The organism is Bacteroides sp. PHL 2737 (assembly GCF_004115325.2).
GTDB classification, from domain to species: domain Bacteria; phylum Bacteroidota; class Bacteroidia; order Bacteroidales; family Bacteroidaceae; genus Bacteroides; species Bacteroides hominis.
Genome location: NZ_CP040630.1, coordinates 1,651,207 through 1,673,269, shown reverse-complemented (window position 1 = coordinate 1,673,269; position 22,063 = coordinate 1,651,207). Strand labels below are relative to the sequence as shown.

The 22,063-nt window shown below is 43.9% G+C and carries 13 protein-coding genes; 6 read left to right on the top strand and 7 right to left on the bottom strand.

The window, feature by feature from the left end; genetic code table 11:
* Positions 1-54: 54 nt before the first annotated feature.
* The 6 genes from DBK98_RS07025 to DBK98_RS07000 all read right to left on the bottom strand — a co-directional run bounded on the left by DBK98_RS07025 (position 55) and on the right by DBK98_RS07000 (position 13,651).
* Positions 55-2,019, bottom strand: coding sequence for a RagB/SusD family nutrient uptake outer membrane protein (locus DBK98_RS07025; RefSeq protein ID WP_005810692.1), 1,965 nt, complete (start codon positions 2,017-2,019; stop codon positions 55-57).
* Between the two features lie 21 nt (positions 2,020-2,040).
* Positions 2,041-5,232 carry a TonB-dependent receptor gene (locus tag DBK98_RS07020; protein WP_032536147.1) on the bottom strand — a complete coding sequence of 1,064 codons (3,192 nt, stop codon included), beginning with the start codon at positions 5,230-5,232 and terminating at the stop codon, positions 2,041-2,043.
* Positions 5,233-5,854: 622 nt separating this feature from the next.
* A complete protein-coding gene (locus DBK98_RS07015) occupies positions 5,855-8,902 on the bottom strand; it encodes a glycoside hydrolase family 3 N-terminal domain-containing protein (protein ID WP_032536148.1) in 3,048 nt (1,015 codons plus the stop codon).
* A gap of 23 nt (positions 8,903-8,925) precedes the next feature.
* On the bottom strand, positions 8,926-11,913 hold the full coding sequence (locus DBK98_RS07010; protein WP_032536149.1) for a glycoside hydrolase family 3 N-terminal domain-containing protein: 2,988 nt from the start codon (positions 11,911-11,913) through the stop codon (positions 8,926-8,928).
* A 37-nt stretch (positions 11,914-11,950) separates the two neighbouring features.
* A complete protein-coding gene (locus DBK98_RS07005; RefSeq protein ID WP_032536150.1) occupies positions 11,951-12,823 on the bottom strand; it encodes a bifunctional UDP-sugar hydrolase/5'-nucleotidase in 873 nt (290 codons plus the stop codon).
* Between the two features lie 39 nt (positions 12,824-12,862).
* On the bottom strand, positions 12,863-13,651 hold the full coding sequence (locus DBK98_RS07000) for a 5'-nucleotidase C-terminal domain-containing protein (RefSeq protein ID WP_032536151.1): 789 nt from the start codon (positions 13,649-13,651) through the stop codon (positions 12,863-12,865).
* A 156-nt stretch (positions 13,652-13,807) separates the two neighbouring features.
* Between DBK98_RS07000 and rplS the strand changes: the two genes are divergently transcribed.
* On the top strand, positions 13,808-14,161 hold the full coding sequence (gene rplS, locus DBK98_RS06995; protein WP_005778830.1) for a 50S ribosomal protein L19: 354 nt from the start codon (positions 13,808-13,810) through the stop codon (positions 14,159-14,161).
* 869 nt (positions 14,162-15,030) lie between these two features.
* Here rplS and DBK98_RS06990 read toward each other — a convergent pair.
* Positions 15,031-16,011, bottom strand: a complete 981-nt coding sequence (locus DBK98_RS06990) for an ROK family protein (protein WP_005810700.1) — start codon at positions 16,009-16,011, stop codon at positions 15,031-15,033.
* A 178-nt stretch (positions 16,012-16,189) separates the two neighbouring features.
* Here DBK98_RS06990 and DBK98_RS06985 point away from each other — a divergent pair, with 178 nt between their 5' ends.
* The 5 genes from DBK98_RS06985 to DBK98_RS06965 all read left to right on the top strand — a co-directional run bounded on the left by DBK98_RS06985 (position 16,190) and on the right by DBK98_RS06965 (position 21,985).
* Positions 16,190-16,906 carry an ABC transporter ATP-binding protein gene (locus DBK98_RS06985; protein ID WP_005778836.1) on the top strand — a complete coding sequence of 239 codons (717 nt, stop codon included), beginning with the start codon at positions 16,190-16,192 and terminating at the stop codon, positions 16,904-16,906.
* 14 nt (positions 16,907-16,920) lie between these two features.
* Positions 16,921-18,180, top strand: coding sequence for an ABC transporter permease (locus tag DBK98_RS06980; protein WP_005778838.1), 1,260 nt, complete (start codon positions 16,921-16,923; stop codon positions 18,178-18,180).
* A gap of 2 nt (positions 18,181-18,182) precedes the next feature.
* Entirely contained in the window at positions 18,183-19,427 is a 1,245-nt protein-coding gene (locus DBK98_RS06975) for an ABC transporter permease (protein WP_005778840.1), read from the top strand.
* 79 nt (positions 19,428-19,506) lie between these two features.
* The gene (locus DBK98_RS06970) at positions 19,507-20,607 is read left to right on the top strand and encodes an efflux RND transporter periplasmic adaptor subunit (RefSeq protein WP_005778842.1); all 1,101 of its coding nucleotides are present in this window, start codon (positions 19,507-19,509) and stop codon (positions 20,605-20,607) included.
* Positions 20,608-20,662: 55 nt separating this feature from the next.
* The gene (locus tag DBK98_RS06965) at positions 20,663-21,985 is read left to right on the top strand and encodes a TolC family protein (RefSeq protein WP_005778845.1); all 1,323 of its coding nucleotides are present in this window, start codon (positions 20,663-20,665) and stop codon (positions 21,983-21,985) included.
* Positions 21,986-22,063 lie beyond the last annotated feature (78 nt).

Sequence of the window (22,063 nt, the reverse complement as noted above, 5' to 3'; positions counted from 1 at the left end):
TTCGCCACTCTTCTTCTCTCATTGTTTAATTTAAAAGAACGGATAAAGATCTTTCTATTCCCAGCCCGGGTTTTGAGTCAGATTAGGATTAAGCGCTATTTCTTCCAACGGGACTTGATAGAGATAATATTTTTCAAGCCAGCCTTTTCCTTCTTTCAACGGATCGTTGAACAGATAGATATAACCTTCGGTCATAGATCCATTTGCCCCATCCGATGTTCCGGTCATTTCGTTAAGCAGTGTCAGTGAGCTGAGTTCGCTCTTCGAAATCCACATACCTTTCTGCTGCATATTCACAAACCAAGGAGCCATTCTCCAACGACGTACATCGTAGAAACCGAATCCTTCTCCCATCAGTTCAATAATACGTTCACGACGGATCTCCCACAATACCGGATCAACGAGAATTCCATTATCATTTCCCTTCGGATAATATTTTCCACGATTCGGATCAAAATTAGCATCAATCTGCGCCACTACCATATCGGCCACACCGGCACGTTTACGCAATTTATTGATTGTCTCGTCAGCAATTGTCTGTGTGAACTGGTTGGTCTCAAACATAGCCTCGGCATAGTTCAGCAAAACCTCTTCAATTTTAAAGACAGGTTTATCGGCAGTGTTCACTTGGGCATTGTTATAATTTTCTTCCCAGTTATCCCAGTTTTTCCATACATAATATCCCGAACGGCAAGCAACATAAGCATGTGGTCCGTATTTCTTTCCTTCAATCGTATATTGTGCGCCTCCCTGCAAATTCGGAACGCGGCGTACCAATGAAGCACTCCAGTTCTGTCCCGGTAAACGTTTCATACCGATACCCGGATTGCTACACGACTCATTCGCTCCCATGATGTCGATATATTCACGGTCGGCGGGATCACTGGTATAAGACCATGTAGCATAATCTCCCTTACCGTCTTTCACTTTATAAGGAGGCATGATGGTATGATACATACGCGGGTCACGGTTGCGGAAAGTAGAATAAATATCTTTGTCTCCCTTATACAAATCTGAGTGAGAAATAGTTTTTCCATCTTTACACAAATACAGGTCCACTGTTCCCTGATGCATTTCTATGTCGTGCGAAGAAGTATGTTCATAATAGCACGAGTGTCCCGGTTTTATTGTTTCCAGCCACTGCTGATACAGAATAACGCCTTGTACCTTACTCAGGTCCTCTGTGGTCCACATCTCACCATATCCGGCTGCCGGTTGTCCGTCAGTTCCATAATATAATGTCGGATAGTCTGCCATCAACAGTTTGGATACACGGATACACTCAGTGAAATACTTATCATAACTTCCCAGTTCATGATATTTACGCCAGGTAGCTTCACGCAGCGTGAAACGTGAAAGAGCTGCACGCACACAGTCGCGATTGATGGTATTCGAACCGTCTTTTTTCTCGTAAACCGATGCATCACCGATATTCTCTTCAGCCCATTGTAAACGCTCCAGCACTTTATCGGCTACTTCAAAGCGTGGCATGCGGGTACCATAAGCCTCTTCTGAGGTTTCATCCAGTGGTTTATCAATCCAAGGCACATCACCGAAACGATCGATAAGCTCCATATACCAGAATGAATGAAAGAAATATCCGACGGCTTTCCAGTGATTCTTTTCAGCTTCCGTCATATCAGAAGCATCCACATGTGAAAGCATCAGGTTAATACGGCGGATAAAGGTGGAAAAATTCCATCCATTACCTGATGTAGCATTAGTCACCGTTTGGAACGCATATTTATTCTGGCTGCTGGCTCCGCGCTGATTCAGATATCCGGCATACACATCACCCAAGTAATGAGAATTACGCCCGATTGCAGTGGTAGAAGTAGCAATGTTCGTATTAGAAAACATTTCATAACATGGCCACATAAAGGCCTTAAAATTGTCATAAGATTTGAAGGCATTTTCTTCCGTCAGGCTGGTTACAGGATATTTCTCCAGGAAACTATCGTTGCATCCCGACAGCATCATCCCCGCGAAAAGGGTTAAAAACAATAATATCTTTTTCATATTCGTGTATCAGATTAGAGTTTATAATGTGACATTTATACCGAATGAAACCGTGCGGAATGCCGGATAGTTCCATTCTATTCTTTCCGGGTCGATACCCGAAGGCAGAGAGGTGAAAGTAGCTACGTTTTCAACACTGACAAACGCTTTCATTTGTGACAGGAAGATCTGAGACAGCCACTTTTTGGGCAGGTTATAGGACAGAGTAATGTTCTTGATACGGAGGTAAGAAGCATCGGACAAATATTTGTCGCTTTGACGAAGATTTGATCCTGAATTACCACGGTTACCATACAGACGGGGATACTTAGCATTCGGATTAACTGCTGTCCAGTCACCGTTATCCGGGTCTTTCGGCTTCCAATAGTCATCCAGCCCATCGAATAGAGGAATAAAGTTATCACCGTTCATCGGGAAAGTCAGAACATTCGAGATCCAGTAATCACGTTTTCCAGTTCCCTGCAAAATAACATTCAGGTCGAAACCGGCATAGTTGGCTCCCAGATTAATACCATACTGATAACGCGGAGTCGTATTACCAATCACTTTGCGGTCACCCGGATTATCGAATGTGTTGTCACCGCTTGTAATAACATTAGTAGAACTTTCATCATCACGAAGATTTTTGAATTTCACATCACCCGGGCGGACGTTATAACCATTAATCGAAGTTATGCCTTCCTTCAGTTTCCAGGACGAAGTATCTTCAAAATCATCTACTGTATAATAGCCGTCTGCTACATAACCCCATATTTCACCCATCACCTGTCCGGGATAGAAACTGCTTAACAGTTTAGTGGCCGCATTGTCATCGTATTTGGTAATTTTCGACTTATAATCAGAGAGGTTAAAACCAAGACGATATCCTACTTTACCGATCTGGTCGCGCCAGTTCAGGCTCAGTTCCCAACCTCGGGTACGCATATCGGCCGTATTTTGGTAAGGAGCACTGGCACCTACAACAGCAGGCAACTGTACGCCCGGAGCAAGCATACCGTTAGTATTACGCTGATACCATTCAAATACACCATTCAGGCGATTATTGAATAGATTCACGTCCAGTCCGACATTGACCGTACCTACTTTTTCCCAGGTAAAATTCTGGCTTACCAATGCAGGCAACGAGCTGATAGAGGTAACATACGTATTATCGATAATCCAGGAGGTAGACTTATTGCTGACACTCATGGTCGGAGTGAATGTATATGGATTCACATTCTGGTTACCAATAACACCATATGATGCACGGACTTTCAACCCATCCAACCAGTTACGTGTAGACTCCATAAACTTCTCCTGTGCTATCTGCCAGCCGGCTGACACTGAAGGGAAGAAGCCAAAACGGGAACTCTTCGGGAATTTGGAAGAACCGTCATAGCGCCCGTTTACTTCCAGCAAATATTTGTCCTGATAGTTATAGTTAACCCTGAAAAAGCCACCACGTACAGCATACTCACTATATGAGTCAGTAGTCTTGATGGTTCCGGTTCCGGAGCCCATTGCCGGCACATCAATCACAGCTTGATTGTATGAGTAGGCATCCAAAGTCTCTTGATAGCTCGATTCCTGATTGAATCCGGCCATTACTTTAAAATTATGACTGCCAAAGTTCTTACTATACGTAGCATACACGTTGATAGCATTATAATTCGTATGCTGTTTGTATTTTCTCAGATAATCGTCTACAAAAGATTTAGAGCTTCCTCCCTGGATAGTGGTATAATCATACTGCCCTGTATACCAATGATAATCATAAATGTTTTTATCGAACGTATACTCAAATACTGCTTCCAGCCCTTTAAGCGGTTTCAGAATGGATTTCAAGAAGATACGTGGATTATCATTATTGTTGTTTACCGGGTTCGACAGTAAAATCTGATTCCGCGGGGTAAACAAAGGAAGGTCTTCGTTTGCCAAAGTATTAACCGATGCCGGCAAATCTCCTTCGGGATAGTATGAAATCAAACGGGTGTTATACACACCACCCATTCCACCGGGTGAAGTTTGCAAACTGTGAGCATAGCTCATTGTCACTTCCTGAGTAAACCAATTAGTCACATCGGCCGAAATAAAGGTGTTGATGTTCATACGCTCAAACTTATCACGATCGGATATCAACACACCATCGTTTGAAGTATATCCTCCCGAAATACGATAACGGAGCTTGTCCGTACCTCCGGAGGCCGAAATATTATGGGTCATCTGGAAGCTGGTCTCCATAAAGTTTTTATAGAGGTCTTTCTCATTCAGATAATAAGGTACACCGGATTCATCCACATAGATACCATCACCTACCGTATTGAAAGCAGACGGATTTTTCTGGTATTCACTGAGATACTCCATCCATTTACTGACACTTGGCGAACCGAGCGACCAATAAGCATCCGAATATCCGCAATCCAGATAAGCTTGCAGATAATCCATCAACGGAGCTTGCTTAGGCAGGTTGACAGCTGTTCCGAAAGCAAAGTTATTATTGTAATTCAATGAGAATTTAGCGGCACCTTTGGGACGTTTGGTTGTGACAACAATTACACCACCGGCAGCACGTGCACCATAGATTGCCGCAGAAGCAGCATCTTTCAATACACTGATTGACTCGATATCTTCCGGATTGACCATGTCAAGATCACCTTCCACATTATCGATCAGTACCAGTGGCTTAATGGTATTACCATATGAACCGTCCGAGTTCTTGACGCCGACAGAATAGGCACCACGAATCTGGAAAGATTTACTTGTTCCGGGAGCATTACCTCCATTAGAAACAAACAATCCCGGGACAGCTCCCTGAAGAGCATCGGATGCATTCAAGATAGGACGGTCACCTAATACCTCATCCATTTTGACTGAAGATACGGCACCGGTCAGATTCGCTTTCTTCTGAGAGCCATAGCCTACCACTACCACTTCTTCCAGTGCTTGGGTATCATCCATCAATATCACTTTGAGTGAGCTCTGATTGGTTATCTTAATATTTTGCGTTATGTATCCTATATACGAAATACTGATTACGGCATTGCCCGAAACAGAAAGAGAGAATTTACCATTAATATCGGTAATTGTACCATTGGAAGCATTACCCTTTTCCAAGACAGTAGCACCAATGACCGGTTCACCGGCAGCATCGGTTACAGTACCGGTAATCTTCCTTGCTTGCTGAATGGCAGCAACAGACTGGTTCTCATAAGTCTCTAAAGACGTAGCGAACACATGGTTCGGAGAGAGTAGGCCGGCAGAAATGCCAAGTCCTATCAGAACTTAAAACAATATGTAATCATCCATTTTCATTTTATATTACTTTTTGATTCATATTGGGGAAACATTCACTCCAACAGGGGACTTCTTTTATATTATTTTTTAGTATTGTTTATTGTATTTATAAAAAATAGAGTTAACTTTGTCTGCGAAAGTTAAATCTAATACAGGTAGAAAAATAGGATTAGGATAGTAAACAAACATATATTTAACCGATTCCAAACAGATCCTATATTGCTATCTCAAAACCAATTAAATATTAATACTTATGAGAAAATGTTCCCCAATTTCCCCTAACTCCTTTCGGAAAGTTCTGATAGAACTTAGAAGAGAATGCTCTTTTTACTATTGATTTTAATACTTTTCTCTATCCCACACCCATCTCAGGCTAAATTATTTACATTAAAAGAATGCTATTCACATTTGTCAGAAGCTATCACGGTGGAGTTATAGTACTAAATAAAAATATCAAAGCACAAAACATCATGAATCATAAAGCATTATAAATCAAATCTCAGTGAGATACCTCCTCACCAAGAGTTGACTTATAATACGCTGGCATATGTAATGATTAATTCTACTTCATCGCCTCATAAATGGTTTCCTGAATTTTTTCCCGTATTGCCATTTTAGATAATTTGTTAACCCAAGCATCGGGATAGGTACGATTGCTCAGAAACACATAAACCAAACCATTATCCGGATCTACCCAGGCACAGGTTCCTGTAAATCCGGTATGCCCATATACAGAAGCAGGAGCAGAAACAGCACACGGGCTTTTACTTTCATTCACCACATCCGGTTTATCAAAGCCCAGACCACGGCGGCTGATTTTAGATTTATCGGTAGTGAACAAAGCACAAGTCTCTTTACTTAAATAACGCCGTCCATCCAGCTCACCACCATTAAGTAACATCTGATAGACCTTACCAACCTCACGAGCTGTAGAAAAAAGTCCGGCGTTTCCTGAAATACCTCCCTGAAATGCGGCCGACTCATCATGTACAAAACCTTGCAAAGTGGTCTTACGGAGGAAACGGTCTACAGCAGAAGGTACAATCTCTTTCTTTTCGAAGTAGCGCAATGGCAAATATGCAGTACGCTCCAGCCCCATCGGTTTGTAGAACTCCTGCCACAGATATTCATCCAATGGTTTACCACTTAACTCTTCTGCAAGCATCTGCAACAAGATAAATCCGATATCACTGTAACGGTAATTCTTATCCTTTAACGGTACTTCTGCAATTTTTCTCTGCATCTCTTCCCTGAACGACTGATTCAACCATAGACTATCGCAAACCTGAAGGATACAGTCTCCGCTTTTCGTCTCGGCTGCCATCCCTTTATTGAACCGGAACCTCGGATTTCCCCAAGTACGAGCACCTAACCGTACCGTATGCAAAGCATCCTTTGACTGCTTGAACAACGAACCTTTATAACTTTTCTTATCAATAGCTTCCTGATAGAAGACTAATCCGGAAGGTAACCCCGATTGGTGCAAGAGTAGTTCACGAATGGTCAGATTCTCCTTATTCGTCTTACGCAAGAAAGGCAGATAATCAGACACTTTATCAGTCAGATTAAAGCACCCTTTATCATAGAGCTTCATTACAGCCAACAATGTACCTGTTGTTTTTGACAGTGAAGCCAGATCATAAAGATCGGTCGGTTTCACTTTTTCACTATGCTTATCTGTATGGTGCCCGAAACATCGGTCATATAAAGTCTTGCCATCCTTCATTACCAGTATCTGGCAACCGGGATAAGCTCCTTCTTTAATACCTTCCAAAGCAATTGAATCGATGCGACTTAGCACTTCCGATTTCAGACCATATTCTTCGGGTACAAAATGGAAAGGCGTATGCGGCGTGATCGTCACTCCCGAACTGGCTGAAAACAATCCACCTACACTGGCAGATAGCCTTCCGTCTGCTGTCGCTTTGCCAAAAAGTATATCAGCCACACGTTCCTGAACATCATCATGAGGAGCATGAGCCAGTACCACAGCCTCAGCCGCCGATACAGCCCGCTGGATCTGCAACATGGATTTAGCCGGAGTATAGAATACATAAATTGCAGGAGCTTCCGGAGCAAACCGGGCAAAAAATGATTGGTAAGGAGCAAGGCGCTGCTCGGTAACAGTAACAATAACGCGGCGATAAGCAGCAAGAGAATCACGCAGTTTCTGCTGTTCGGCCTCCGGCAAATCTTTACGCAATTGAAAACGCGCAAATGGAATATACTTCTTTATTTCGCGGTCAAAAGGTTCTGTTTTCCCGCCATCACCGACATTCAATATAGCTACCTCTTTCAGGTCGGGATGCAGAGGCAATACACCTCCTTTATTATTCAACACTGTAATTGCAGCCAGATTTAGCCTGCGAATCAAATCACGTGTCTGAGGCGTATTAATACGAGCCCCCAACCCCGATAGTCTCACAAAAGGTTTATCCTTTAGACCTAAAATGTATTTATAAGTGAGTATTTTCCGACATTTTGCATCAATTTCCTCTTCCGGAAGTTCTCCTTTTTCCACCGCTGCCAATACAGCATCTATCTCTTCCTTTAGCCTGCGGGGAGCCAATACCATATCATTTCCGGCTTTCAAGGCTTGCAGACAGACACTCTGATTACCGGAAACCCCTTTCATAGCAAGCGCATCCGTAAAAATAAGTCCCTTAAAAGCCAATTCCTCGGTCAGCAAACCATAAACCACATTGCGCGATAAAGATGAGGGCAATCCACCGATTGGTTCGATTACAGGAACCTGTAAGTGCCCCACCATCATACCACTGACTCCGGCACGGATAGCCTCTTTAAACGGATATAGTTCTACACTGTCCAGACGTTCACGTGTAAAAGGCAATACGGGCAATGCTTTGTGTGAGTCCACGTCCGTATCACCATGTCCCGGGAAATGCTTGCAAACCGAAAGGACTTTTCCACTCTCCAGCCCCGAAGCATAAGCAATCACCTTGTCGGCTACCTGCATCGGACCTTCACCGAACGAACGGGTGTTGATAACCGGATTATCCGGATTGATATTTACGTCAGCCACCGGAGCAAAATTCACTTGTACTCCCAGTTCACGACACTGGCGAGCCATTTCCCGTCCATACTCATAGATCAGCCGATTATCCTGAATACATCCTAATACCATATTTCTCGGAAAAACAGGAGTACCGCGCAAACGCATGGAAAGTCCCCACTCACCATCGAAGGTTATCAGCAACGGACAGCGTGCCATCCGTTGCGCTTCGTTGGTCAGTGTAGCTTGATTCTGTATCTTTCCACCGGAAAAGAGTAATCCACCGACTTTATAGGTATGAACGGCATCACGCAACAACTGCATATTCCGTTTGGTCTGCACAGGTGCAATGGTATAAATGAACAATTGGCCAACCTTTTCTTTCAAACTCATCCGCTTGTAAACAGAATCGACCCAGTGACGGCATTTTTCGTCCTGAGAGGCCTGATAAAGCAATAAAGGTTCTATAGGAGCAGATACACCGGGAGGAGCATGAAAGTTCTCACCAATAGGAGTATCTTTTAAAGTAGGAGTTTTCGCCCCTACCACAAAAAACGCTGATACGACTAAACCAGCAAATAAATATCTTCTTTTCATTCTATATTGTAAAAAGCCATTAGCTATTCTGTTGTATATAATGACTGATAAATCACTTCCTGTATCCCTTGCCTAATCTTCATGCTATTCAACTTTCCATTCCAGGAATCGGGACAGAGACGGTTACTCAGAAAGATATAAACCAAGTCATTTTCCGGATCCACCCAAGCACAAGTACCGGTAAATCCAGTATGTCCGTAAACAGAGGCCGGTGCCGAAGGTGCACAGGCATTTGCTTTCGGATCATTCAAGTTAGGCTTGTCATATCCTAATCCACGATGGCTGACAGCAGATTTTCCCATAGTAAATGCACGGCAGGTTTCCGATCTGAGATAACGCTTCCCGTCCAGTTCGCCTTCATTGAGAATCATCTGATAGATCTTTCCAAGTTCGCAGGCTGTCGAAAATAATCCGGCATTGCCACTCACGCCTCCCATAAAGGCAGCCGCTTCATCATGCACATATCCGCAAAGGTTCTGCCGACGCAAATAATCATTGGTAGCAGTCGGCATTACTTCTGTTTTCTTATAACGGTTTAACGGTTGGAACAACGTACGTTCTAACCCCATAGGTCGATAAAACTCAGCAGCCAAATAAGCATCGAGCGTTTGACCGGTTATGGATTCTACCACCTGCTGTAACAGAATAAAGCCGATATCACTATACACAAAACGTTTACGATCCAGTTCCGACTGAACAATACTCTTCATCATTGCGACTTTAAACTTTCTGTGCAGCCACATTCCATCAGCTATTTTCAACGTATGTTCCGGCGTTTTTGTTGCAGAGACGAGCCCTCTCCTGAACTTGAAATCCGAACAGGCATAAGTATATTCCCCCATACGGGTATGATGCCATTCATCCACAAACCCTTGTGTAAAAGGACCGGTTACTGAATATTCATCGATTGCGTTGCGATAAAAACGGATATAGGGAACCAAGCCGGATTCATGCAACAATAACTCCCGGATGGTAATATTCTTTTTGTTCGTATTCCGTAAAGCAGGCAAATATTTAGAAGCAGGATCAGTCAATTTCAACTGTCCCTGATCATAAAGTTTCATCACAGCCAATAGTGTAGCGCTTGTCTTGGTCAAAGAGGCAAGGTCAAAAAGATCGGTCGGACGTACCGGGGTACTATCCGTATCGGAATGAATGCCGAAGCATTTATCATAAACAGGCTGTCCATGTCGCAATACCAGTACCTGACACCCGGGAAATGCTTTGGCAGCCAATCCGGCAGATACTACAGAGTCTATACGATGAAGTCGGTACGATTTCAATCCATAATCTTCAGGAGCCGTACCGGCAGTCATGCCGGGCACTATATCTACACCTGAACCGGCAGCAAACGTCTCTCCGATACGCATAGACAAACGCCCTGTCGCCGAAGCTTTACCCAATACCACATCCGCTACATAACGTTGCAAATCCGCTTCATCGGAATGTGCCAGTACAACAGCAGCCGAACGGGCAACAGCCTCTTCAAGTGTCACCAGGGTCCGGTACGAAGTAAAGAAAGCATAAACTACAGGAGCCTGAAGATTGAGGTCTGTAAAGAACGGACGATATTCTTCCGCTTCTTTATCTTTTATTGTCATACTCACAATGACCCTCCGATGTTTTCCAAGTTCTTTTGCTATCCGTTTGCGTTCTTCCTCTCCCGTATCTTTATCCATTCGGAATGTTTTCAATGACAGCCTGGTGCGTAACTCTTCAATGAACAAAGCATCACTACCTTCACCACCTACCGTCAATACAGCTATTTCATCTTTAGTAACAAGAGGTAGAATCCGGAAATAGTTCCCCAGTACGGTCACTGCTGACGTGCGGAGTTTTGTCAGTAAAGCCCGTGCCTCAGGAGTGCTGATACGATCACTCAACCCATCTACTGAAATCACAGGACGCTTATTTAATCCCAAACGGTACTTATAAGTTAAGATCCTGCGACATTTTGCATTTACTTCTTCCATACTGAGCCGTCCTTCCTTAATGGCTTGCAGAACATCCTGCTGTGCTTTCTCTATATTTTGTTGCACCAATACCATATCATTGCCCGCCTTCAGAGCCTTCACCGTCACATCCGGTTCGCTTGCTACTCCTTTCATGGCAAGCGCATCAGTAAAGACCAAGCCATTGAATCCCAGCTCTCCTCGCAGCACATCTGTCACAATGCTACGCGACAATGAAGAAGGAGTTATACGATCAGGTTCCAGAGCCGGAACCTGCAAATGCCCTACCATGATACCACCTAAACCAGCCCGAATGGCCTGTTTAAAAGGATATAGTTCCACACTGTCCAGACGTGCCCGATTGTAATAGACCGCAGGCAGCGCCTTATGAGAGTCTACGTCCGTATCACCATGTCCGGGAAAATGTTTGGAAACAGACAAGATACCACCACTCTCCAATCCACGCCCATAAGCTATCACTTTCTCAGCCACCGCTTCCGGGTTTTCACCAAACGAACGCACATGGATCACCGGATTGTCAGGATTGGTATTGACATCCGCATCCGGAGCAAAATTAACATGTACACCCATCTCCCGGAATTCACGTGCCACTTCCTGCCCGTAGGCTTCAATCAGTGCATTATCACTGATGCAACCCAATGCCGCATTACGCGGAAACACAGGCGTATTCTCCAATCGCATGGATAGTCCCCACTCACCATCAAAAGTAATCATTAACGGAATTTTCGACCGGCTTTGTGCCCGGTTGGTCAATTTCGCCTGACCTTCTACCGTTCCTTCGGAATACAGGAAAGCACCCACTTTCAACTTACGGGTCAGTTTATCCACTAATTTTTCAGTATCTTTGTCTGTCCGTGGAGCCAGGGTATAAACAAATAATTGCCCTACCTTATCCTTCAGTTTCATGCGGGAGAGCGTTTGCTCTACCCATTCATTGCAATGTACATCTTCCTGTACAGGTAAGAGTCCTGCTGTTTGCTGAGCCCAAAGAGCACCCGCACCCAGCAGCAACGCAGCGATTAGCAGTTGTTTTAGCATAGTTTGTTTGGGGGTATTTCAAGAGGGATAATCCCTCTTATTTCTTATTTTCAAGTGTCAAGTCCATCTGTCCTACATAGATGCCGCTCTTACCGGTATGCATCAATGATACATTTTTGCCATCCATATTAAGAAGAGTTTTCGATCCTTTCATAAAGGTATGCGAGTGCCCTCCGAGAACAACATCTATATTACGGGTTTTAGGAACCAACCGGTTTTCATCATATTGCACACCCAAGTGAGAAAGACAAACAACCACATCACAACCCTCTTTTTCTTTCAGGACAGCAGCCACTTCATTTGCCGTAGCTATAGGATCATTATAAACGACTCCCACGCATTTATTGGCCTGAACCATGCCTTCAAGTTGGCAGCCCAATCCCAAAACACCAATCTTAACTCCGTTTCTCTCGATGATTATATATGGTTTCACCAAGTCTTTAAGCACTGTGGCACTCACATCGTAGTTGGCACATACCACCGGAAAGTCGGCCATCCGGAACAAACGTGCCATATTATCCAGATCGAAATCAAATTCATGGTTGCCAATAGTCATGGCATCATATTTCATTTCGTTCATCATCTTCACTTCTACCTCACCCTGAAACATATTATAATAAGGGGTCCCCTGTGATATGTCTCCGCAGTCGAACAATAACATATCAGGATGTCCCTTACGGAACTCTTTCACAAATGTAGCGCGACGTACAAATCCTCCCTTATCATAATTCCGGTCACCTTCCTGATTGATAGGTTCCAAACGGCTATGCACATCACTGGTCTGCAACAGGATCAGTTTTTTATCCTGTTGGGCAAATGCTGAAAAAGAAAAAAAGAAAATGAAAAAGAAAGCCAGAAAATTCTTTTCCATAAAACTAAGAATATATTTATTATTGGTTGGGGATATCATAATTCACTGAATTTTATCATTTTACATTCTATTATACCTTTACTTCACGGTGATTCTACCATCCAGTGCCGAAGTTATCTTCTTTCCGGCAGCTGTTTGTTGTCTCACATAGTCAAGAAAGAGTCCGCGTAATGTTGCTCCTTCCGGACATACACGTTTCTCCGCTTGCAAGAAAGCTTCCATGCTTCCGTTACCGTCAGCCAGATAATCAATGGTCGCCACCGTATAAAGTTTGTTGTCATCAATCGGCCGGCCGCCCACTGTAGCGTTCAGTAATTTTCCATCCTTAGTGATTTCCATCCGGATACCACTCACTCCTTCTCCCTTCAGCGAAGCAATACTTGTGAGCAATGCTTTCAGGTGTGTTCCCTTCATCGTCATTACGCAAAGTGAATTTTCGAATGGCAATATCTCATATACCGTTCCCACCGTAATATCCCCGGCAGGCAAAATATTACGCAATCCGCCCATATTCACCAATCCCATGTCAGCCGGCTTATCCTGTACTTTCACCGCAGCCTGGCGCAATACTTCCGCAACAAGATTGGAAAGCAGACTTTCGGGATGACCTTTGTCCATCTTCTGCTCGCTGGTGCCGATTACCTCATACATCATGTTGTCTATCTTCTCTTTGTAAGGCTTTAATATTGCCACGGCATCTGCATCGGGATGAGCATCCCATTTAGCGTCAATGTCAATCATCCTTCCTTCTACCTTGGCAACCCGATAATCGGCTTTTGCCATTTCGTGCGTCGACTGGCAAGAAGTAAATGTCAGCAACCCCGCCAGAATTACTCCTGAAATAATCTTTGCGTAATTTTGTTTCATATCCTTAAGTACTTAATAATGCTACAAATATACAAAAACATTTGGCTATCCGGCAAATAATTCGTTACTTTGCACCGCTTTCGCGCAATCGCTGTCAGGAGAGAGTTGCCTGGTATGTTGCGTTGTAACGATAAAACAATTTAATAATAAACAACAATGGATTTAATTAAAATTGCAGAAGAAGCATTCGCTACCGGAAAACAGCACCCGAGCTTCAAAGCAGGCGACACTGTAACAGTAGCATATCGTATTATCGAAGGTAACAAAGAACGTGTACAGTTGTACCGTGGTGTTGTTATCAAAATTGCAGGTCACGGAGAAAAGAAACGTTTTACTGTACGTAAAATGTCAGGAACTGTAGGCGTAGAAAGAATTTTCCCAATCGAATCACCGGCTATCGACAGCATCGAAGTGAACAAGGTTGGTAAAGTACGTCGCGCTAAACTGTACTACCTGCGTGCTCTTACTGGTAAGAAAGCAAGAATCAAAGAAAAAAGAGTTAACGGCTAATCAGCCTTACTTTTCGATTCGAAATAAAAAAGAGGGAATCTTCTGGCAAGATTTCCTCTTTTTTATTTCGTAACACAATTATCATTCCTACCTTTCGCGGCACAAGCACTTATACAGCATAATCACCGAAAAGCTTCCGATAGTCTTCATGTGTGGAAATCCAAAAGAAACAAATAGCCCCCCTTACAGCATTGGAAGATGATAAAAAAGGAATCTGGCAAAAAGATGCTAAATCTTATAAAATGGAATCATTATACTCTCTTTTCAATCGATTTGCTAACCACCCCTTTCTTAAACAAAGAGCTTCTGTAGATCTTTCTTGCATAAAAAAGAATAAAAAAAGAGTATTCATGCAGAACTTGATCACTTTGAGAGTATATATACGGAAAAAGACGAAAGAGATTATTAATTTCGTCCAAGTCTTTTGTTAATAACGTCCGAGTCTTTTATTAATAAAGTCGAAACAAATCATTAACTTCTTCCAAAGAGGTTATTAATAGTCTAAAATCAAAGTCATTTTTCACTTATTAGCTCCGGTTGGAGTGAGGTATCCCAAGTACCATTTCGAAGTTAGACTACAAGATTCGCTATCATACAAAACAGAATAAAAGAACTTTTCTTTCTTCCGGCGAGGATTAAGCTCAATAAGATATCTTTTTAACCTTCCGGGAGTCTGCTAAAATTCATTTTTCCCACCGGTTCCCAACAAAGATCGGAATATGCCCGCCCTGAATCGATAGAAAATACAAAATGACATTTCTGACAAAACGATATTGGAGTACATCCCGAAGTTCCTGCCCACACACAGACAAAAAAAGCTCCGGAATTGCTTCCGGAGCTTTCAGCTAAATAATCGCTTTCATTCGCTCTTAGTCTCTCAGGTCTTTCAACTCCCAAGCCAATGCACTGGCACCCAGTACGGCAGCATCGGAGTCTTTCAACTCAGAAACGAGCAATTTTGTTTTGCCTTTGTAAATGTTCAGAAGATTATTTTCCATGGCTTTTGTAATCGGCTTCATGATATAGTCGCCCGATTTTGCCAAACCACCGAACAAGATAATAGCTTCGGGACTTGAGAAAGCAATAGCGTCAGCCAATGCCTCACCCAGAATATTACCTGTAAATTCGAAAATCTCCTGAGCCAGCTTATCTCCCTGTACGGCAGCATCGTATACATCTTTCGATACAATGCTCTCTGCCGGGATATTGCGCAACAAGCTGGCATCGGTACGTGCAGCGAGGAATTCGCGTGCAGTGCGTGCCACACCTGTAGCCGAACAGTATGTTTCCAGACATCCTTTACGTCCGCAACCACAGATACGTCCGTCACGACGAACGATCACGTGACCGAGTTCTCCGGCAAAGCCGTCATGTCCGTAAACCACTTGTCCGTTGATAACAATACCACTACCGACACCTGTTCCCAGAGTAATCATGATAAAATCTTTCATACCGCGAGCAGCCCCGTAAGTCATTTCACCCACAGCGGCAGCATTAGCATCGTTTGTCAAGGCTGTCGGAATGCCCAGACGTTCCTCGAACATAGAAGCCAACGGCAATACACCTTTCCAAGGCAGGTTAGGAGCAAACTCAATGGTTCCGGTATAATAGTTTCCATTAGGAGCGCCAATGCCGATACCCTTTATTTTATCCACCCCGCCATTTGCAATGATCAACGGCAGAAGATTTTTGCATACTTCATCTGCATATTCTTCTACTGTAGGATATACCTGAGTTTTCACTGCACCGCTTGCTATAATAGTTCCGCGCGCGTCAACAATTCCAAAGACAGTGTTTGTTCCGCCAATGTCAATACCCACTACGTAGGGTTTCTCCATGCTTGAATTCATGATACTCTTATTTAAAGGGTTAGTTAATATTAAATGTTTATTGCACACAAATTACGTAAAGAAGATTGAGTCTACAAAATCTTTTTTTAAAAAAGTTCACTTCGTTTGCAACTTTTCGTATCAACCGTGCGTCTAATAGAACAAATCATAAGAAAATTGAAACTAAATAGATGAAACTGTGATACACTTAAAAGACATTAACAAAACCTACAACAACGGGGCCCCCCTCCACGTACTCAAAGGCATCAATCTCGATATCGAGCGGGGTGAATTCGTTTCCATTATGGGAGCATCAGGTTCCGGCAAATCTACTTTACTTAATATATTAGGTATACTGGATAATTACGATGACGGAGAGTATTACCTCAACAATGTGTTGATTAAAAACCTGAGCGAAACTAAATCCGCGGAGTACCGCAACCGGATGATCGGTTTCATCTTCCAGTCGTTTAACCTGATTTCATTCAAAAACGCAGTAGAAAACGTTGCGCTACCTCTATTTTACCAAGGAGTAAGCCGGAAAAAGCGGAACGCAATGGCTATGGAATACCTCGACAAACTGGGGCTCAAAGACTGGGCACATCACATGCCCAACGAAATGAGCGGCGGTCAGAAACAGCGTGTAGCCATCGCCCGTGCCCTGATTACACAGCCTCAGATTATTCTGGCCGACGAACCTACCGGTGCACTGGACAGCAAAACTTCAGTAGAAGTCATGCAAATCCTGAAAGACCTGCACAAGACCGGAATGACCATTGTCGTAGTAACCCACGAAAGCGGAGTTGCCAACCAGACGGACAAGATTATTCACATCAAAGACGGTATTATCGAACGGATTGAAGAGAACCAGAATCATGATGCCTCACCATTCGGCAAGGATGGATATATGAAATAAAAACAAATACAAATATGATTGACATTTGGCAAGAAATATATGGCACCATCAAACGGAACAAACTTCGTACGTTCCTGACCGGATTTGCCGTAGCATGGGGAATTTTCATGCTGATAGTGCTATTGGGAGCCGGTAACGGGCTGATCCATGCTTTTGAAAAGTCATCCTCCGCACGAGCACTGAACTCCATCAAAATCTATCCGGGATGGACCGGAAAGCCCTACGACGGACTGAAAGAGGGACGCCGCATTCAACTGGATAACAAAGACTTGAATGCTACCATGGAACATTTCAGTGACAACATCATCAGCGTAGGTGCCAGTCAATGGCAGAGCAATGTGAATCTGAGTTACGGACAGGAGTACGTTAACCTTTCATTGGAAGGGGTATATCCGAACTTTACAGAAGTGGAATCCGTAAAATCGACAGAGGGACGGTTCATTAATGATATCGACCTCAAAGAACGGCGAAAAGTAATTGTACTACATACCAAAACGGCTGAGATCCTTTTCGGAAAAAGCCGAACAGAGCCTATCGGAAAATTCGTAAATGCCGGTGGAGTTTCTTATCAGGTAGTAGGACTTTACACCGATCCGGGTGACCAGGGAAGCAGTGAAGCATATATTCCCTTCTCAACCCTACAGGTGATTTACAATAAAGGCGATAAACTAAACAACCTGACTTTCACGACCAAAGGGCTCACCACGATGGAATCGAATGAGGCATTTGAAGCAGCCTATCGTAAAGTGATGGGTGCCAAACATCGTTTCGATCCTTCGGACAACAGTGCACTATGGATATGGAACCGCTTTACCAACTATCTGCAATCTCAGAATGCCATGGGTATCCTGCGCACGGCCATCTGGGTGATCGGTGTCTTTACACTGCTGAGTGGCATTGTGGGTGTATCAAATATCATGCTGATCACAGTGAAAGAGAGAACACGCGAATTTGGGATCCGCAAGGCATTGGGTGCCAAGCCATTCTCCATCCTGTGGCTGATTATCGTAGAGAGTGTAACCATTACGACCCTCTTTGGATATATCGGCATGGTAGCGGGAATCGCAGCTACCGAATGGATGAATAAGGTGGCCGGAGAACAAACCGTAGATGTGGGAATGTTCTCGGAAACGGTATTCCTGAATCCGACGGTAGATATCAGTATTGCCATACAGGCCACATTAACCCTGGTAATCGCAGGCACATTGGCAGGATTCTTCCCGGCCAAAAAAGCAGTAAGTATCAGACCTATTGAAGCACTTAGAGCAGATTGATTATGAGAGTAGATATAGACACGTGTGAGGAAATCCTCGTCACGATAACAAGAAACAAAACACGAAGCCTGCTGACGGCTTTCGGAGTATTCTGGGGTATCTTCATGTTGATAGCCCTGATGGGGGGCGGACAAGGGATGCAGGACATGATGCAAGCCGAATTCGAAGGATTTGCCACCAACTCGGGATTCATGGGCTCCCAGAAAACAGGGGAAGCTTACAAAGGATTCCGTAAAGGACGTTACTGGGATATCGAGAACTCGGATGTAGAACAAATCCGTGAGAAAGTAAAAGATATCGATGTTATTACCCCATCGATAGCCCGCTGGGGCTCGACGGCCATTTTCGGAGAAAAAAAGTATGATTGCAGCGTAAAGGGGCTCTATCCGGACTACGCCAAGATTGAAAATCAGGATATGGCTTACGGAAGATTCATTAATGATGTGGACGTACGCGAAGGACGCAAAGTCTGCGTGATCGGCAAACGCGTTTACGAAAGCCTTTTCAATCCGGGCGAAGATCCTTGTGGAAAGTATGTACGGGTAGACGGAATCTATTACCAGGTGATCGGTATGTGTGTATCCGAAGGAAACATAAATATTCAGGGACGGGCTTCGGAAGCTGTTGTATTACCTTTTAGTACCATGCAACAAGCCTACAATATGGGAAAACGTATCGATGTGATATGCTATACCGTGAAACCCGGGAAAAAAGTAAGCGATCTGGAACCGGAAATAGAAAGCATCCTAAAAGAAGCACACTATATAGCACCGGACGATAAGCAGGCAGTCATGAAACTGAATGCGGAAGCCATGTTCTCGATGATGGATAATTTGTTTACCGGTATCCATGTACTGATCTGGATGGTGGGCCTGGGTACTTTGCTGGCCGGCGCCATCGGTGTATCGAACATCATGATGGTAACGGTAAAGGAACGAACCACGGAAATAGGTATACGACGTGCCATCGGTGCCCGTCCGAAAGATATTCTGCAACAGATCTTATCGGAAAGTATGGTACTGACTACCATAGCAGGCATGGCCGGCATCTCTTTTGGAGTATTGATCCTGCAATTGATGGAAATAGGCGTTAACTCCGGTAAAGACCATTATTCTCACTTCCAGGTCTCCTTTGGCATGGCTATCGGAACCTGCCTGTTACTCGTGACACTGGGATTACTGGCCGGGCTGGCACCGGCTTACAGAGCAATGGCCATCCGTCCGATAGAGGCTATCAGAGATGAATAAAGTACAGCCTCTCCCCCACAAAAAGCAGAAAAGAGACACAGTCAAGTATAGAAAATAACAATTCAAAATATAAAACAAGATGAAAAAGTATCTGAAAATCACATTACTGGTAGTGGTAGCCGCCATCTTCATTGGGACATTCATATTCCTGTACCAGAAGTCGAAACCCCAAACAACTGTATATGAAACTGTCACCCCGGAAGTTGCCGACCTGGAAAAGACTACAGTGGCCACCGGTAAAGTAGAACCACGAGATGAAGTACTTATTAAACCACAAATATCCGGTATCATATCCGAGGTATATAAGGAGGCCGGACAAACCATCAGACAAGGTGAAGTGATCGCAAAAGTGAAAGTTATTCCGGAACTGGGCCAGTTAAACTCAGCCGAAAGCCGTGTGCGTGTAGCAGAAATCAGTGCAGCTCAGGCAGAGACCGACTTCGGACGTATCAAGAAGCTTTATAATGACAAGCTAATCAGCAAAGAGGAGTTCGAGAAGAGTGAAGTGGATATAAAGAAGGCACGCGAAGAATTGCAGACTGCAAAAGATGCATTGGAAATCATCAAAGAGGGTATCACCAAAAACAGTGCATCGTTCAGTAGCACACTGATCCGTTCGACCATCGACGGACTGATTCTGGATGTACCTATCAAAGTAGGTAACTCCGTTATTATGAGCAATACGTTCAATGACGGTACGACTATCGCCACGGTAGCTAACATGAATGACCTGATTTTCAAAGGTAAAATCGACGAAACAGAGGTTGGACGTATCCATGAAGGTATGCCGGTGAAACTGACGATCGGTGCTTTGCAGAATCTTACATTTGATGCCGAACTGGAATACATTTCTCCGAAAGGTGTGGAAGAAAACGGAGCCAATCAGTTTGAGATTAAAGCGGCCGTTCACGCACCGGATTCAGTACAGATCCGTTCCGGATATTCTGCCAACGCAGAAATCGTGCTGCAACGCGCACAGAAAGTTTTGGCAGTTCCCGAGGGCGTAATCGAATTCAGCGGTGACAGCACGTTCGTATGGGTAATGACCGATAGCATTCCCGAACAGAAGTTCGAACGTCGCCAAATAAAAACCGGTATGAGCGATGGTATCAAACTGGAAATCAAAGAAGGTCTGACCGGAAAAGAAAAAGTGAGAGCTTCGGAAAAGAAAGGTAAATAAGCCTTTATATATAAAAGAGGTATAAAGAAAATACGAATCACCAACAACGCATAATATGGGAAACAAAATATTAATTAATTTACTGATACTGACCGGACTGTCCACTTACGCTGCACAGGCACAGGAAGGATGGACTCTACGTCAGTGTATCGATTATGCCATTGAGCATAACATCAGTGTACAGCAAACAGCAAATTCAGCCGAACAAAGCAAGGTGGATGTAAACACAGCCAAATGGGCACGCCTGCCCAACCTCAGCGGTAGCGCTTCGCAAAACTGGAGCTGGGGGCGCACGGCATCACCCGTAGACAATACCTACAACGACATTAACAGCGGTAGCAGCAGCTTTAGCCTGGGTACGAACATTCCCTTATTCACCGGTCTGGAACTACCCAATCAGTACGAGCTTACGAAGCTCAACCTGAAAGCTGCAATAGAAGACTTGAATAAAGCGAAAGAGGATCTGGCCATCAATGTCACTTCTGCTTATCTGCAAGTACTCTTTAATCTGGAACTAAGTAAAGTGGCCCAGAGCCAGGTAGGCCTCAGTAAAGAGCAACTGAACCGTATCACCCGCTTGCATGAAGTAGGAAAAGCCTCTCCTGCCGAGGTTGCTGAAGCCAAAGCACGTGTTGCACAAGACGAAATGAGCGCTGTGCAGGCAGATAACAATTACCGGTTGGCTTTGCTCGACCTAAGCCAATTGCTTGAACTGCCAACTCCGGAGAACTTCGCATTGGCTGCCCCGGATACTGAGTTGGAGTTTTCTCCACTTACTTCACCGGACGATATTTATAATCAGGCCATGTTATACAAGCCCGGTATCAAAGCAGCCCAATACCGCCTTGAAGGTAGTGAGAAAAACATCCGTATAGCTAAAAGCAGCTACTATCCTCAGTTATCCTTCTCAGCCGGATTAGGTACGAATTTCTATACAGTAAACGGTAGTGCCGGTTCAAGTTTTGGTAATCAAATGAAGAACAACCTGAATAAATATGCCGGATTCAGTTTGAATATACCTATATTCAATCGTCTGGCTACCCGCAACCGCGTACGTACGGCACGCCTGCAACAGACCAATCTGGCACTGCAATTGGACAACAGCAAGAAAGCACTGTACAAAGAAATCCAACAAGCATGGTACAATGCTGTAGCCGCCGAAAGCAAGTTTAAGTCAAGCGAATCAGCCGTAGAGGCCAACCGGGAATCTTTCCGTCTGATGAGTGAGAAATTCGATAATGGAAAAGCAACTTCGGTTGAATACAATGAATCTAAGCTGAATCTCACCAAAGCATTGTCCGACCAGATTCAAGCCAAATATGATTATCTGTTCCGTACAAAGATACTGGACTTCTATAAAGGACAGCCCATTGATTAAGAAAAGAGGTTATTATTATTGTAAGTGATAGGGGGATGTGTCATTATTCACCACAGAGTAACACAGGTTTGCACAGAT

Coding starts and splice junctions, on each gene's coding strand:
- DBK98_RS07025 (WP_005810692.1), bottom strand. CDS start 2,019: ATGAAAAAGATATTATTGTTTTTAACCCTTTTCGCGGGGATGATGCTG.
- DBK98_RS07015 (WP_032536148.1), bottom strand. CDS start 8,902: ATGAAAAGAAGATATTTATTTGCTGGTTTAGTCGTATCAGCGTTTTTT.
- DBK98_RS07010 (WP_032536149.1), bottom strand. CDS start 11,913: ATGCTAAAACAACTGCTAATCGCTGCGTTGCTGCTGGGTGCGGGTGCT.
- DBK98_RS07005 (WP_032536150.1), bottom strand. CDS start 12,823: ATGATATCCCCAACCAATAATAAATATATTCTTAGTTTTATGGAAAAG.
- DBK98_RS07000 (WP_032536151.1), bottom strand. CDS start 13,651: ATGAAACAAAATTACGCAAAGATTATTTCAGGAGTAATTCTGGCGGGG.
- rplS (WP_005778830.1), top strand. CDS start 13,808: ATGGATTTAATTAAAATTGCAGAAGAAGCATTCGCTACCGGAAAACAG.
- DBK98_RS06990 (WP_005810700.1), bottom strand. CDS start 16,011: ATGAATTCAAGCATGGAGAAACCCTACGTAGTGGGTATTGACATTGGC.
- DBK98_RS06980 (WP_005778838.1), top strand. CDS start 16,921: ATGATTGACATTTGGCAAGAAATATATGGCACCATCAAACGGAACAAA.
- DBK98_RS06975 (WP_005778840.1), top strand. CDS start 18,183: ATGAGAGTAGATATAGACACGTGTGAGGAAATCCTCGTCACGATAACA.
- DBK98_RS06970 (WP_005778842.1), top strand. CDS start 19,507: ATGAAAAAGTATCTGAAAATCACATTACTGGTAGTGGTAGCCGCCATC.
- DBK98_RS06965 (WP_005778845.1), top strand. CDS start 20,663: ATGGGAAACAAAATATTAATTAATTTACTGATACTGACCGGACTGTCC.